Origin of the sequence: Mycobacterium seoulense, assembly GCF_010731595.1 — a bacterium.
GTDB lineage: Bacteria > Actinomycetota > Actinomycetes > Mycobacteriales > Mycobacteriaceae > Mycobacterium > Mycobacterium seoulense.
Map to the genome: position 1 here is coordinate 2,181,352 of NZ_AP022582.1, position 13,733 is coordinate 2,195,084.

The window sequence follows — 13,733 nt, forward strand, 5'->3', positions numbered from 1 at the left end:
AACACCGGAACCTCTACTCGCGCGCCGGCCGGACGAGCACCATAGGAAACATGACCCGCGCAGCCTCATACCACGTCGCGATCGTGGGTTCCGGCCCTTCCGGGTTCTTCGCGGCCGCGTCACTGCTCAAGGCCGCCGACGCCTCCGGGTTCGGGATCGCCGTCGACATGCTCGAAATGCTGCCCACCCCTTGGGGGCTGGTGCGGTCGGGTGTGGCCCCCGATCATCCGAAGATCAAGTCGGTCAGCCAGCAGTTCGAGAAGACCGCAGAAGATCCGCGCTTTCGCTTCTTCGGCAACATCAAGGTGGGCGAGCACGTCTCGGCCGGCGAACTCGCCGAGCGCTACGACGCGGTGATCTACGCCGTCGGCGCCCAGTCCGACCGCGCCCTCGACATTCCCGGCGAACACCTGCCCGGCAGCGTGGCCGCGGTCGACTTCGTCGGCTGGTACAACGCGCACCCACACTTCCAGCAGATGGCGCCCGACCTGTCGGGTGCCCGCGCCGTCGTGGTGGGCAACGGCAACGTGGCCGTCGACGTGGCCCGCATGCTGGTCACCGACCCCGACGTGCTGGCGCGCACCGACATCGCCGACCACGCGCTGGAGTCGTTGCGGCCCTGCGGCGTAGAGGAGGTGGTGCTGATCGGTCGACGCGGTCCACTGCAAAGCGCCTTCACCACGTTGGAATTGCGAGAGCTTGGCGAGCTCGACGGTGTCGATGTGGTGGTGGAGCCCGCCGATCTGGCGGGCGTCACCGACGACGCCGCCGCCGCTGCCGGCAAGGTCACCAAGAACAACATCAAGGTGCTGCGCGAGTACGCCGGCCGCGCGCCCCGGCCCGGGCACCGCCGAATCGTGTTGCGGTTCTTCACCTCCCCGATAGAGATCAAAGGCGCCGAGAGGGTGGAGAGCATCGTGCTCGGGCGCAACGAGCTGGTGACCGACCCCGGCGGGCGGTTAGTCGCGAAAGACACCGGGGAGCGCGAGGAACTGCCCGCGCAGCTGGTGGTGCGGGCGGTCGGCTACCGGGGCGTGGCCATACCGGGGCTGGCGTTCGACGAGAAGACCGGCACGATCCCCCACACCAGCGGCAGGGTCGAAGGCAGTCGCAACGAATACGTGGCCGGCTGGATCAAACGCGGCCCGTCCGGCGTCATCGGCACCAACAAGAAGTGCTCCCAGGACACCGTCGACACGGTGCTCGCCGACCTGGCCGCCGGGTCGGCAGACCGCCCGGACGACTATGGCGACGGGCTTGCCGAGTGGCTCACCTCGCGCCAGCCGCAGCTTGTCACCGCCGCGCACTGGCGGGCCATCGACCGCTTCGAACGAGAGGCCGGCGAGCCGCACGGGCGCCCCCGCGCCAAACTTGCCAGCCTCGCCGAGCTGCTGCGAATCGGGCACGGCTAATCTCCGATAGCTGATAGGGAAGGACAACATCCATGGCATACGTGATCGGCGAACCCTGCGTCGACATCAAGGACAAGGCGTGCATCGAGGAATGTCCCGTCGATTGCATCTACGAGGGCGCGCGGATGCTCTACATCCACCCCGACGAGTGCGTCGACTGCGGCGCCTGCGAGCCCGTCTGTCCCGTCGAGTCCATCTACTACGAAGACGACCTGCCGAGCGAATACAGCCAGTACACGCAGATCAACGCCGACTTCTTCACCGAACTGGGCTCGCCCGGTGGCGCGGCGAAGATCGGGCTGACCGAGAACGATCCGGCCGCCGTCAAGAACCTGGAGAGCCGGGCCGAGGCCACGTAGGACCCGTCACGCCAACAGCGCTGCGAGTTCGGCGCGGGGCACCGAAAGCCGCTGGGGCCCATCGACTTGCGAGAGCACCTGCCCCTGGCTGAAGAAGAAGATCACGGCGTCGTCGGTGATCGCGAAGTTCTGGTACGCGTCGACTCCCGGGTCACCGAACGGAAGCGGACCCAGCCGGCGCCGCACGATCGGGTTGAGCACGTCGAGCGGGTCGGTGCCCGGTTTGAACAGCGTGTCGAAGGTGATGGGGGCACCCTTGCCGACGTCGTAGTTGAACGCCTTGAACGAGGTCACGGGGTGCGCGCCGAAGTCCTGGTTCATGTCCAGCACGACGGTCTGGGTCCTGGAACTCGGCGTCGCGGACCGGTACGCCTTCCCCGAGATCGTCAGCAGGTACGGCAGCCGGCCACTTGGCGGAGACGCCTTGGCGTCGTCGGCCCATCGGTTCCGCGTCTGGATGAGGTAGTCGGCGAGGGGCTGCTCATCGGGATAGCTGACGGGAAAGCTCAAGTCGAGTGTGTAGTCGGAAGTCACGATGTGACCCCGGCAGATCTGGTTTTGGTCGACGGTTCCGCCGAGGTCGGCGCAGGCCGATTGCGCGCAGGCCGTCCCACCGCACGAAAACCCGGTCAGGACAACGACGGACGCCATCGCGGCCAGCAGGCGCACGTTGGTCCCCTTACCCGAGTTCGTACGCATCGTCGGAAACCCGAAAATAGTGCCCCGTGGAGATGTCGGTGCACCTCATGCCGGAGGGCTCACTCGCGCAGCTGATCGGACCGAGCGTTCTGGTCTGACCGTAGTCGAGGACCGGCCAGGAACCGGTGCCGGAACCGAGCGCGGAGTACGTGCACCGGATGAATCCGGCTTCGCCCTGGTCGAGTCGAAAGTCACCGCCCGCGTTGGCCCCCGGCGGGCAGGCCCCGCCGGTGACGTCGTCTCTGGGGGTCCCGGGCGGCACCACGTAGGTGTGATGCTTGATCTGGCAGAGCGCTACGGGCGCTGACGTGCGAGAAGGCTCGAGCAGGCAGCGAATGTCTCCAGACGGGGACTGAAACTGCTGCGGGCTGTCGTCGGCGGCCGCGGTCGCGGGCAGGGCGACGATCGGCACAAGGATGCCCAGTGCGCACGCCGCGAGGAGCGTCGTTCTCAGCGGGTTCATGTAGTGGTCCCTTCTGCGTTCAGCCGAGATCGAGCGACTCGCGCGAGATCCGGAAGTAATGGCCGGTGCTGTCGTCGGTGCAGGTGACTCCGTTCGGTTCGCTGTCGCAGGTGACCGTGCCGACGGTGCGGGTCTGGCCGTACGGCAGCGTGGGCTGTCCGGCCGCAAGGCCGAATTCGGTGTCCCCGTGGCAGTTCAGGACCGGTGCGCTGCCCTGGAACAAGCTGACGCGGTCGCCGCGCGCCAGGTGACAGGTCGGCGCCGTCGGCTCCGGGGGCACGTAGGTGTGGTCGCGGATCTCACACGTGGCGCCGGTTTTCGCGTCGGGCCCCGCCGCCATACTGCAGATGATGTTGCCCGACGGCGACAGGAACACGCCGCCGTCGTCGGCGCGCGCGGGTGGCGCCAACGCGATGGTCGCGATCAGCGCCGCCGTGGAAGCCTTCATGGTGATGGTCATCGGTGCCCGCATGCATTCTGTCAGTGCGCTGCACGTTGCAGCGGTCGTTCGCGACAAGTAGGCACCGGACGCGCGGCTACCGATCCCAACACCGCGCCTCGTAAGGTGAGCCCATGCGGACAGCTCGAATCATCCACGTCATCCGGCAGATAGGGTCGCTGATCGTCACGACGGTGACCGCGGTGTCCACGCTCAACGCCTACCGGCCGCTGGCGCGCAGCGGCTACGCATCCCTTTTCTCGTGGATGTTCGGGCTGGTCGTCACCGAGTTGCCGCTGCAGACCCTGGTCAGCCAGCTCGGCGGGCTGGCGTTGACGGCTCGACGCCTGACGCGGCCGGTGGGGATCGCGGCGTGGGCGGTGGCGGGCGTTTCGGCGCTCGGTCTGCTGAACTTCAGCCGTGCCGGACACCGGGCCAACGTGCCGCTGACCGAGGCGCTGGACACCGGGTTGGGTCCCTCTCGTCTCACCGAATCGGGGGACCTGTGGCGCAAGCCGGCCGGCGGCGGCACCGCCAAGACACCGGGGCTGCTGCGGATGATGCGCATCTACCGCGACTATGCGCACGACTCCAACATCAGCTACGGCGAATTCGGCCGCGCCAACCACCTGGACATCTGGCGCCGTCCCGATCTGGACCCGACGGGCAAGGCACCGGTGCTTTTCCAGATTCCCGGCGGTGCCTGGACGACGGGAAACAAACGCGGACAAGCCCATCCACTGATGAGCCACCTGGCGGAGCTGGGTTGGGTCTGCGTGGCGATCAACTACCGGCACAGCCCGCGCAACACCTGGCCCGCCCACATCATCGACGTCAAGCGCGCCCTGACGTGGGTCAAGGCGCACATCGCCGAATACGGCGGCGATCCCGAATTCATCGCCATCACAGGCGGTTCCGCCGGCGGCCACCTGTCGTCGCTGGCCGCGCTCACCCCCAACGACCCGCAGTTCCAGCCCGGCTTCGAAGACGCCGACACCCGAGTGCAGGCGGCCGTCCCGTTCTACGGCGTCTACGACTTCACCCGGTTCAACGACGCGATGCACCCGATGATGCCGGCACTGCTCGTCAAATCCGTTGTCAAGCAGCGTCCGTCGACCAACATGCAGCCGTTCATCACCGCGTCGCCGGTCAACCACGTCTCGCCCGACGCTCCGCCGTTCTTCGTCCTGCACGGCCGCAACGACTCGTTGGTGCCCGTGGAGCAGGCGCGCGGGTTCGTCGAGCGGCTGCGGCAGGTCAGCAACCAACCCGTCGTGTACGCCGAATTGCCGTTCACCCAGCACGCTTTCGACATCTTCGGTTCGGCGCGCGCCGCACACACCGCGGTCGCCGTCGAGCAATTCCTGGCCGAGGTCTACGCGTCGCGCCGCCAGGCCAATGCGGCCTAGCCGCTGAGCATTTGGGCCACCACGCCGGCGATGACGGCCTCGGGGTCCTGCTCGATGCCGACTGCGCGCAGCTCTCCGCCGATCGCCAGTGACGCGACGCCGTGCACCAGCGACCACAGCGGCGCGGCGAGTTCGCGCGGGTCGTGGCCGCCGGCGATGCCCGCCTCCTGGCACGTGACGATCGCGTCGAGGAGATCACCGAACGCCTGCTCGCCGGCGACGGCGAGGTCCGGATGGTCGGCCTTGGACAGCTCGGCGCCGAACATGACCCGGTAGTGGTCCGGGTGGGCGACGGCCCAGTGCACATAGGCGCGGCCGAGCTCGACCACCCGGGACTTAGGGTCGGACGCGACGTCGACCGCCGCGGTCATTTCGGCGTGTAGGTCGCGGAAGCCCTGTTCGGCCACCGTGGCCAGCAGCGCGGCTTTGTCGGCGAAGTGCCGGTAAGGGGCCGCGGCGCTGACCCCGGCGCGGCGCGCCGCCTCGGTCAGCGTGAACCCCTTCGGCCCCTTCTCGGCCACCAGCGACAGCGCCGCGCTGGTCAGGGCGCGTTTCAGGTCGCCGTGGTGGTAGCTGTCCCGTCGCTTTAGGCCAGCCGATGATTTCCGCTCCCGTGCCATGTTGACGAGATTAACATTAGGGACTATGTTAAGGCCATTCACATCTTCGAAAGGGGACGAAAATGGACCAGCAACTCATGACCCGCCGGGCCGGCGACCGCGACCGGGAGAGGACGGCCGCACGCCTCGGCCAAGCGTTCGCGCAGGGCTACCTGGAACTGGACGAGTACGAGCAGCGGGTGCAGGCGGTGTTCGGTACGCACACCACCGGCGAGCTCGACAAATTCCTCGCCGACCTGCCGCTCGACCGGATCCGGCGCGCGGACCCGCGCCGCCGCGCCGCCCGCATCGAGGCCGCCCGCCGCGGCGTGCGCCTGCACCTCGCCGCCTACCTCGCGATGACCGTCGTCGTTCTCGCCGTGTGGGCGGCGGTCGCCGCCACCACAGGCGAGACGTACTTCTGGCCGGTCTGGCCCATCCTCGGCGCCGGAATCGGCCTCGTCAGCCACGCCCTGGGCATCCGCCCCGCCGTGAAAACCGTTGCGAAGTAAGGGGTCAGCCATGTCATGGGCAGTCATCACCGGCGCCAGCTCCGGGCTGGGCGCGATTTTCGCCGACCAGCTGGCGCAGCGCGGCATGTCGCTACTGCTCGCCGGGCGCGACGAAGCTCGGCTGAGCGCGGTGGCGCAGCGGGTCGACCAGCAAGTCGAACTGGCCGTCGGCGATCTCGGCACGCAGACCGGCGTCGATGCGCTCGTCGACCGCCTCGACGGGCGGGAGGTGGACGTGCTGGTGAACAATGCCGGCTTCGGCACCTACGGCCCGTTCGCGGAGCTCGACGCCGCGCACGAGCACGAAATGGTCGCGGTCAACGTCGACGCGCTGGTGCGGCTGACCCACGCGGCGCTTCCCGGCATGCTGGCCCGCGGTCGGGGCGGCATCCTGAATGTCGCGTCCACGATCGCCTTTCAGCCCGGCCCGTATCAGGCCACCTACGGCGCGTCCAAGGCGTTCGTGCTCTCGCTGAGCCAAGCGCTGTGGGCGGAGACGCGAGGCTCGGGGGTCACCGTCACGGCGCTGTGCCCCGGGCCCACCAGGACCGGATTCGTCGACGCGCTGGGGTCCGACGTCTCGCACACCGCGATCTATCGCAGGCTCGCGGCGCCCGAGCCCGTCGTGGCCGCCGGGCTGCGCGCCTTGGACCGGGGCCGCGCCGTCGTCGTGCCGGGGTGGCGCTATCGGGTGATGGTGACGAGCACACGATTGATGCCCGGGTGGGCCTCGTCGCTCGTCAGCGCACGGATGCTGCGGCCGGCCGCGGCCGCGTGACGGAAACCGTTGTCCCGCAGCCTAGGCCTTAGGGCGCACGCCGGCGGCTCGGTAGACGAAAACCGGCTGGACCGAAAAGCGCAGCGTCGTCGTGGGCAGCTTTTCCAGGACGTCGTCGGGGATCTTCTTCTTGTAGTTGAGCGTCATCGACCCACTGAAGGCGTGGTCGACGCCGTGCAGGTCGATTTCCAGCTTCAGCCCGTTGCCGGTGATGGTTGCCCTGGCCGGCCCCGTGCTGCTGTCCCACGAGCAATCGATCGAGCGCAGGTTGGCGTCCCCGCGGGTGGGAAACGTGGCGACGATCCGCGCGGCCGTGAAGGCGAACGCGCCCGCGTAGCGGGACACACCCGAAGCCGAATAGACCCCTGGCACATGGCCGCCGAAGTGTCGGACCACCCCGACCTTGCCGGTGCTGAAGATCATTCCCTCGGCCTCGAGTTCGTCGCGCAGCGCTGGGGGGAGCTGGCCGATTTCGGACAAGTTGCGGAGAAAGCCGAACACGCCCAAGAACGTAGCCCGAGACGAGGCCGGCGCGCACGCGTTTGCCGAAGAGGTCTACTGCACCGTGACGTTGGCCGTATAGGTGCATGCCGGTTTGGAGTCCTTGCCGACGAAGCTGGTGTAGGACGTGCCGATCGTCGTGGTCCCCGGCTTCAACGCCGTGAACGTCCACACCTCGGTGCCGGGCGCTCCCAACGCGTCGGAGCTCGGCGGCACGAACTCGTGACTGGTCTGCTTGATGACCGCCGGGTCGCCGATCTTCGTCTCCGGCGTCCACCGGTACGGGGTGGTGTAATTCGAGCCCAACTTCACGATCAGCGTGTTGCCGACTGCCACGGTGATGCTCTGCCTGATGGTGTCCTGGGTGAGCACCTGGTTCATGGGCACCTGCAGCGTCTGGGTCGAAGGCGCGTTCCTGGACGCGAAGTGGCAGCCCGCCAACATCGGCGAAACGAGCATCGCGACGGTCACCAAGAGCCTGATCTTCCCGACAGTCATCGAGCCCATTATGGCGTCTGGCGCTCGGTCGCAATCCCCGGCCGCATGGAGGAGCAGCTGTTGGACAGGCGTCAGCCGCCCGGTTCAATCCCGATCGTCGCGGCGTTGTCCGGCGAGAAACAGCAGGACAACGTTCGCGTTCACTGCGCCTCCTCGCGTCGGCGGCGCCTCAGATAGTCGTCGATGGCATCGCCATAGGGTAGGCGGCCCGCGGAGCGTTGCTGGTCGAGGTACTGCTCGAAGGTGATGGTGCCCGCGGGGTGCTCCGGGGCCAGATTGCCGCCCGCACGGAATGCACGAGATGCCTTGCCCGGCACTCGGATTGCGCGGCGGTTTCCAGCGGGCCCAGTGTCCGGTCGTCGGTGAGGACCGGCTCCGGCAGCCACGGTCCGGGATAGACCTCCCGACGCGCGCGGGCCGAGGTGAGCCGGTTCAGACACAGGTTCGTGACGGTCTTGGTAAGCCACGCCGGCAGCGACTCGATTGCCTCCACATCCGCGGCGTGCAGTCGCCGGTAAGCGTCCTGCACCGCGTCTTCCGCCTCGGTCGCCGACCCCAGCAGCCGATACGCCAACCAGAACAGGCACGGCCGCTGAGACTCGAAGGCCTGCGCGCCATCGCTCACCTCGCCAACACTGCCACGTTTCGAGCGCGCGTTTGCTGTGGGTCCGGTAGCTTCTGTGCATGTTTGGCATCATCCGGCCCTGCCGACACCGGCTCGGCGGCGAGCTGGCGGCGGCCTGGACAGCCCAGTTGTGCGGATTGTGTCTGGCGCTGCGCGACGATTACGGCCAGGCGTCCCGCATCGCCACCAACTACGACGGCTTGGTGGTCTCATTGCTGGTCGAAGCGCAGTCGGCCGGACAGCCGACCCGCCGCACGGCCGGACCGTGCCCGCTGCGCGGGATGCGGCGCGCCGACGTGGCCACCGGTGACTGCGTGCGCCTGGCCGCGGTGGTGTCGTTGGCGCTGGCCGCGGCCCGGGTCCGCGACCACGTCGACGACCGCGACGGCGTGGTCGGCGTCGCCGGGGTGCGGCCGGCCGCGCGCCGCATCGCCGAACGCTGGGTGCGCCAGGGCACCGACACCGGTCATACCCTGGGCTTCGACACCGGCGTGCTGGTCGCCGCGATGGACCGGCAGGCCGGCCTTGAATCTCAGGCCTGTCCAGGCAGTTCACCGTTGCTGGTGACCGAGCCCACCGAGACCGCCGTTGGCGAGGCGTTCGCGCACACGGCCGTGCTGGCCGGCCGTCCGGGCAACGCGGCGGCGCTGCGCGAGGTCGGGCGGCTGTTCGGCCGGGTGGCGCACCTGCTCGACGCGGTCGAGGACTATGCCGACGACCTGGCGCGGGGCAAGTGGAACCCGTTGGCCGCCACCGCAACTCCCGTCGCGGCGGCGCGCGCCCTCTGCGACGACGCGGTGCTGGGCATCGAGCTGGCGCTGGCCGACGTGTCGTTCACCGACGGGCGCCTCGTCGATCGGCTGTTGACCAGCGAGGTGCGCCGCGCGATCAAGCGCACCTTCGCCCGGGCCGGCGTCAGCGCCCAGGGTGGAACGCCGCACGGCCAGCAGGAACCCATCAACTTCGGCGGCCCGCCCGGCGAGCCCATGGCCGACGGGGAAACTCCCAACCCGGGGCGCAAGTCGCGGCGCGGAGATGGGACCGGCTGGTGGTGCTGCTGCGATGGCTGCGATTGCTGCTGCGATTGCGACGACTGCTGCTGCGACTGCACGTGAGGCCCGGGCGCTCAGGCATGACGCGCCCCTCGAATCTGATATCGCCGGTGATATCGCTTTCGCGATTCACCGCATGCCCTGCACCGGGTGCTCATGTGACTGGTGAGGCTGGGCGCGCGGCGGGCTGACCGCAGGGCCGCCCAAACCCCAAGCCGCGTAACCCGACCAAGTCCGGCAGGATGGGCTGGTGTTTGGCCTCGTCCTGATCGTCGCGCTCGTTTCCACCGTCATCCTCGGGACGGTCATCGGCCGGCGCTATCGCGTGGGTCCCCCGGTGCTGCTCATCGTCCTCGGCACGCTGCTGGGTCTGGTGCCCAGTTTCGCTCACGTGCACATCAACGGTGAGATCGTGTTGCTGTTGTTCCTGCCGGCGATCCTCTACTGGGAGGGCCTGAACACCAGCTTCCGCGAGATCCGGGCGAACGCGCGCATCATCGTTTTTCTCAGTGTCGCCCTGGTGATCGCGACGGCCGTGGCGGTGTCGTGGACGGCGCGGGCGATGGGCATGGACTCGCATGCGGCGGCCGTCCTGGGCGCCGTGCTCTCCCCCACCGACGCCGCCGCGGTGGCCGGCTTGGCGAAGAAGCTGCCACGCCGGTCGGTCACCGTGCTGAAGGCCGAGAGTCTCATCAACGACGGCACGGCCCTGGTGCTCTTCGCCGTCACCGTCCACGTCGCGATCGGCGGATCGGCGATCACGCCGGTCGACCTGGTCGGCCGCTTCGTCGGCTCCTACCTGGGCGGCATCGCCGCCGGGCTGCTGGTCGGCGGCGCGGCCACGCTGCTGCGCAAGAGAATCGACGCCCCCCAGGAGGAAATGGCGTTGAGCCTGTTGACGCCGTTTGCGGCGTTCTTGCTGGCCCAAAGCATGGACTGCAGCGGGGTGGTCGCGGTCATGGTCGCGGCCTTGGTGCTCGCCTACGCCGGGCCGGTGGTGATCCGCGCGCGGTCCCGCCTGCAGGCCTACGCGTTCTGGGACAGCGCGACCTTCCTGCTCAACGGCTCGTTGTGGGTGTTCGTCGGCGTCCAGATACCCGGGGCGCTGCACGGCATCGCCGGCGTCGACGGCGGGATTCGCAACGCCTTGTTGATCGCGCTCGCCGTCACCGCCGTGGTGATTCTGTCGCGCATTTTCTGGGGCGAGCTCACCGTGCTGCTGATCCGGCTGATCGACCGCCGAGAGGCGCAGCGCGAACGTCGCGTCAACTGGCGTCAACGCTTCGTCACCGCCTGGGCGGGATTCCGCGGGGCCGTTTCGCTGGCTGCGGCGCTGGCTGTCCCGGCCACCACGCTCAGCGGCGCGCCCTTCCCCGACCGCAGCCTGCTCATCTTCATCGTGGTGGTCGTCATCCTGGTGACCGTGCTGGTGCAGGGCAGCACGCTGCCTGCCGTCGTGCGCTGGGCGAAGATGCCCGAGGACCTCGCCCACTCCGAAGAATTGCAACTGGCCCGCACCCGGGGGGCGCGGGCCGCCCTCGACGCGCTACCGACGGTCGCCGACGAAGTCGGCATCGGCGACGACCTGCGGCGCCGGCTGCAGAAGGAATACGAGGAGAAGGCCGCGCTGGCCCTGGCCACCGAGGACGCTTCGACGAACACCCACCTGGTCAAGAAAAAGGAGCTGGTGCGCCGGGTGCGACTCGGCGTCCTCGACAGCAAGCGCCAGGAGATCACCGCGCTGCGCAACCAGAACCTCATCGACGACATCGTGCTGCGCGAGCTGCAGAACGACATGGACCTCGAGGAAGTGCAACTGCTCGACGCCGCCGACGACGAATAGGCGCGTCGGTCGCCGACCGTACAGTCGGCTCCATGTTGCAGACGGTGGCGATCCGCGGATACCGCTCGCTGCGCGAGGTGATCCTGCCGCTGGGTCGGCTGTCGGTGGTCACCGGCGCCAACGGCGCCGGAAAGTCGTCGCTGTACCGCGCATTGCGGCTGCTCGCCGATTGCGGGCGCGGCGAGGTGATCGCCTCGCTCGCCCGCGAGGGCGGCCTGCAGTCCGCGCTGTGGGCCGGACCGGAGGAACTCAAGGGCGCCCGCCGGACCGGGAAGGCCCAGGGCACCGTGCGGACCCGTCCGGTATCCCTTGAATTAGGCTTTGCCGCAGACGATTTCGGCTATCTGGTCGACCTGGGGATCCCGGTGTCAGCGGGACGAGCCGACTCGGCCTTCGTCCGCGATCCAGAGATCAAGCGCGAGGCGTTGTTCGCCGGACCGGTGTTGCGCACCGGCACGACGCTGGTGCGCCGCGCCGCGAGCTTCGTCGAGGTCAGCGCCGACACCGGCCGCGGATTCGACGAGCTGTCCCGGTCCCTGCCGTTGTATCGCAGCGTGCTGGCCGAGTACGCCCACCCGCACGCGCTTCCCGAACTCGCCGCCGTGCGCGAGCGGCTGCGCGGCTGGCGGTTTTACGACGGCTTCCGAGTGGATGCGGACGCGCCCGCGCGCCACCCGCAGGTGGGAACGCGCACCCCGGTGCTCGCCGACGACGGCAGCAACCTGGCCGCCGCGATCCAGACGATCATCGAGGCGGGCATCGAAGGCCTGGGAAACGCGGTCGCCGAGGCCTTCGACGGCGCCACGATCTCGGTCGCCGTTCACGACGGGCTGTTCGACCTGCAGCTGCGGCAGCGCGGCATGCTGCGTCCGCTGCGCTCGGCCGAATTGTCCGACGGCACATTGCGATTCCTGCTGTGGGCCGCCGCGTTGTCGAGCCCGCAGGCGCCGTCGCTCATGGTGCTCAACGAGCCGGAGACGTCGCTGCACCCGGAGTTGGTGCGTCCGCTCGCGGGGCTGATCCGCGCCGCCGCCGCGCGGACGCAGGTCCTGGTCGTCACGCATTCGGGCGCCCTGCTCGAATTCCTCGACACCGTGCCGGTGGCCGAGGCCGACTGTTTCGACGGAGCCGTCGAGATCGAGCTGTACAAGGAGTGGGGCGAGACGCGCGTCGCGGGTCAGGGCCTGCTGAGCACGCCCCCGTGGGACTGGGGCAAGCGCTAGCTGCGGCCGGCGTCGACCGTGCATCCTGGGCGGCGCCGCGCGGCGTGTCGCCGCCCTGCGCGCACACTCAAAGCCCTCAGCGCACACTCGACATCCCCGATCGGCGGAATTCATGGACTGTTCAGGCCGGCGTCAGGTCCACATTGTTGAGTGCACATGCGCGCCGCGTGTCCTCACGTTATGCGTGTTGTACAGGTCGCCAATTTCTATGGCCCTCGCTCCGGCGGCCTTCGCACCGCGGTGGACCGGCTGGGCGCCGAATACTGTGCCAGCGGCCACGAGGTGTTCCTGATCGTTCCCGGTCAGCGCGCCGAGCGCAGCCAGCTGCGCACCGGCGTCGTGCGAATCACTCTGCCGGCACGGCTGATTCCCCTCACCGGCGGCTATCGCGCGGTGCTGCCCGGGCCGGTCAAGGCGCTGCTGCAGGCACTGCGGCCCGACGCGCTGGAGGTCTCCGACCGGCTCACGCTGCGATCACTCGGCCGGTGGGGCCGCGACCATGGCGCCACGACGGTCATGATCTCGCACGAGCGGCTGGATCGCCTTGTGGGACAAATACTTCCGCGCCGCGTCGCGGTCAAGTTCGCCGACCTGGCCAACGCGCGCACCGCGGCCGACTACGACACGGTGGTGTGCACCACCGGATTCGCGCGTGAGGAATTCGACCGCATCGGCGCGACGAATACCGTGACCGTCCCGCTGGGCGTGGATTTACAGACCTTTCACCCGCGCCGGCACTCGTATCTGGTGCGGCGGCGTTGGGCCTCGCCGACACAACTGCTGGTGGTCCATTGCGGCCGGCTGTCGGTGGAAAAGCGCGTCGACCGCAGCATCGACGCGATCGGCGAGTTGCGCCACGCCGGGGTCGATGCCCGGCTCGTCGTCGTGGGCGAGGGGCCGTTGCGGTCCAGGCTGGAACGGCAGGCCGCCCGGCTGCCGGTCGACTTCACCGGTTTCGTCTCCGATCGACACACGGTGGCCGGTCTGCTGGCCTCGGCCGACGTGACGCTGGCTCCCGGGCCGCACGAGACATTCGGGCTGGCGGCGCTGGAATCGCTGGCCTGCGGGACCCCGGCGGTCGTCTCGCGGACTTCGGCGCTGACCGAGATCATCACCCCGGACAGCGGGGCGTCGGCCGACAACCACCCCGCCGCGATCGCGCGGGCGGTCAGCGCGGTCACCAGTCGTCCCGAACACCACCGCCGTGTCTCTGCGCGTCGTCGCGCCGAAGACTTCACCTGGCACCGGGCGGCGACGGGCATGCTGGCATCGTTGGGTGCGCCCACCCTGGACACGGGCGACGCCGAACACACCGCGTAGC

15 protein-coding genes and 1 pseudogene are annotated in these 13,733 nt (G+C 69.1%); 9 read left to right on the forward strand and 7 right to left on the reverse strand.

Annotated features, from left to right (window positions below; translation table 11 throughout):
• Nucleotides 1-50 precede the first annotated feature (50 nt).
• Complete coding sequence (locus G6N37_RS10035; protein WP_163679375.1) at nucleotides 51-1,412, forward strand: FAD-dependent oxidoreductase; 1,362 nt, start codon at nucleotides 51-53, stop codon at nucleotides 1,410-1,412.
• 32 nt (nucleotides 1,413-1,444) lie between these two features.
• Nucleotides 1,445-1,771, forward strand: a complete 327-nt coding sequence (gene fdxA / locus G6N37_RS10040; RefSeq protein ID WP_163679377.1) for a ferredoxin — start codon at nucleotides 1,445-1,447, stop codon at nucleotides 1,769-1,771.
• 6 nt (nucleotides 1,772-1,777) lie between these two features.
• Here fdxA and G6N37_RS10045 read toward each other — a convergent pair whose 3' ends face one another.
• From G6N37_RS10045 to G6N37_RS10055, 3 genes are read right to left on the reverse strand one after another with little or no spacing between them, the layout of a single operon-like run.
• Complete coding sequence (locus tag G6N37_RS10045; RefSeq protein ID WP_232075392.1) at nucleotides 1,778-2,440, reverse strand: esterase; 663 nt, start codon at nucleotides 2,438-2,440, stop codon at nucleotides 1,778-1,780.
• Nucleotides 2,441-2,450: 10 nt separating this feature from the next.
• Complete coding sequence (locus tag G6N37_RS10050; RefSeq protein ID WP_163679378.1) at nucleotides 2,451-2,933, reverse strand: DUF6636 domain-containing protein; 483 nt, start codon at nucleotides 2,931-2,933, stop codon at nucleotides 2,451-2,453.
• Nucleotides 2,934-2,952: 19 nt separating this feature from the next.
• Complete coding sequence (locus G6N37_RS10055; protein ID WP_163679380.1) at nucleotides 2,953-3,393, reverse strand: DUF6636 domain-containing protein; 441 nt, start codon at nucleotides 3,391-3,393, stop codon at nucleotides 2,953-2,955.
• A 113-nt stretch (nucleotides 3,394-3,506) separates the two neighbouring features.
• Here G6N37_RS10055 and G6N37_RS10060 point away from each other — a divergent pair, with 113 nt between their 5' ends.
• Complete coding sequence (locus tag G6N37_RS10060; protein WP_163679383.1) at nucleotides 3,507-4,781, forward strand: alpha/beta hydrolase; 1,275 nt, start codon at nucleotides 3,507-3,509, stop codon at nucleotides 4,779-4,781.
• Here G6N37_RS10060 and G6N37_RS10065 read toward each other — a convergent pair.
• Nucleotides 4,778-5,401: a TetR/AcrR family transcriptional regulator gene (locus tag G6N37_RS10065; protein WP_163679386.1), complete on the reverse strand. Its 624-nt coding sequence runs from the start codon at nucleotides 5,399-5,401 to the stop codon at nucleotides 4,778-4,780. The genes G6N37_RS10060 and G6N37_RS10065 overlap by 4 nt on opposite strands.
• Nucleotides 5,402-5,463: 62 nt before the next feature.
• Between G6N37_RS10065 and G6N37_RS10070 the strand changes: the two genes are divergently transcribed.
• On the forward strand, nucleotides 5,464-5,892 hold the full coding sequence (locus G6N37_RS10070; RefSeq protein WP_163679389.1) for a DUF1707 domain-containing protein: 429 nt from the start codon (nucleotides 5,464-5,466) through the stop codon (nucleotides 5,890-5,892).
• A 10-nt stretch (nucleotides 5,893-5,902) separates the two neighbouring features.
• Entirely contained in the window at nucleotides 5,903-6,670 is a 768-nt protein-coding gene (locus G6N37_RS10075; RefSeq protein ID WP_163679392.1) for an SDR family NAD(P)-dependent oxidoreductase, read from the forward strand.
• 21 nt (nucleotides 6,671-6,691) lie between these two features.
• On the opposite strand, the gene G6N37_RS10080 is transcribed toward G6N37_RS10075, so the two are convergent.
• From G6N37_RS10080 to G6N37_RS10090, 3 genes and pseudogenes are all read right to left on the reverse strand, one after another.
• Nucleotides 6,692-7,171: a hypothetical protein gene (locus tag G6N37_RS10080; RefSeq protein WP_163679396.1), complete on the reverse strand. Its 480-nt coding sequence runs from the start codon at nucleotides 7,169-7,171 to the stop codon at nucleotides 6,692-6,694.
• Between the two features lie 54 nt (nucleotides 7,172-7,225).
• The gene (locus G6N37_RS10085) at nucleotides 7,226-7,678 is read right to left on the reverse strand and encodes a protease inhibitor I42 family protein (protein WP_163679400.1); all 453 of its coding nucleotides are present in this window, start codon (nucleotides 7,676-7,678) and stop codon (nucleotides 7,226-7,228) included.
• 307 nt (nucleotides 7,679-7,985) lie between these two features.
• Nucleotides 7,986-8,294, reverse strand: a pseudogene (locus G6N37_RS10090) (sigma factor); the annotation flags it as partial.
• A 59-nt stretch (nucleotides 8,295-8,353) separates the two neighbouring features.
• Here G6N37_RS10090 and G6N37_RS10095 point away from each other — a divergent pair.
• The 4 genes from G6N37_RS10095 (at nucleotide 8,354) to G6N37_RS10110 (ending at nucleotide 13,732) form a co-directional block, all read left to right on the forward strand.
• On the forward strand, nucleotides 8,354-9,409 hold the full coding sequence (locus G6N37_RS10095) for a DUF5685 family protein (protein ID WP_163679403.1): 1,056 nt from the start codon (nucleotides 8,354-8,356) through the stop codon (nucleotides 9,407-9,409).
• Nucleotides 9,410-9,596: 187 nt separating this feature from the next.
• Nucleotides 9,597-11,189 carry a Na+/H+ antiporter gene (locus tag G6N37_RS10100; RefSeq protein WP_163679406.1) on the forward strand — a complete coding sequence of 531 codons (1,593 nt, stop codon included), beginning with the start codon at nucleotides 9,597-9,599 and terminating at the stop codon, nucleotides 11,187-11,189.
• Between the two features lie 32 nt (nucleotides 11,190-11,221).
• Nucleotides 11,222-12,412: an AAA family ATPase gene (locus tag G6N37_RS10105; protein WP_163679409.1), complete on the forward strand. Its 1,191-nt coding sequence runs from the start codon at nucleotides 11,222-11,224 to the stop codon at nucleotides 12,410-12,412.
• A 180-nt stretch (nucleotides 12,413-12,592) separates the two neighbouring features.
• Nucleotides 12,593-13,732 carry a glycosyltransferase gene (locus G6N37_RS10110; RefSeq protein ID WP_163679412.1) on the forward strand — a complete coding sequence of 380 codons (1,140 nt, stop codon included), beginning with the start codon at nucleotides 12,593-12,595 and terminating at the stop codon, nucleotides 13,730-13,732.
• Nucleotide 13,733: the final 1 nt, after the last annotated feature.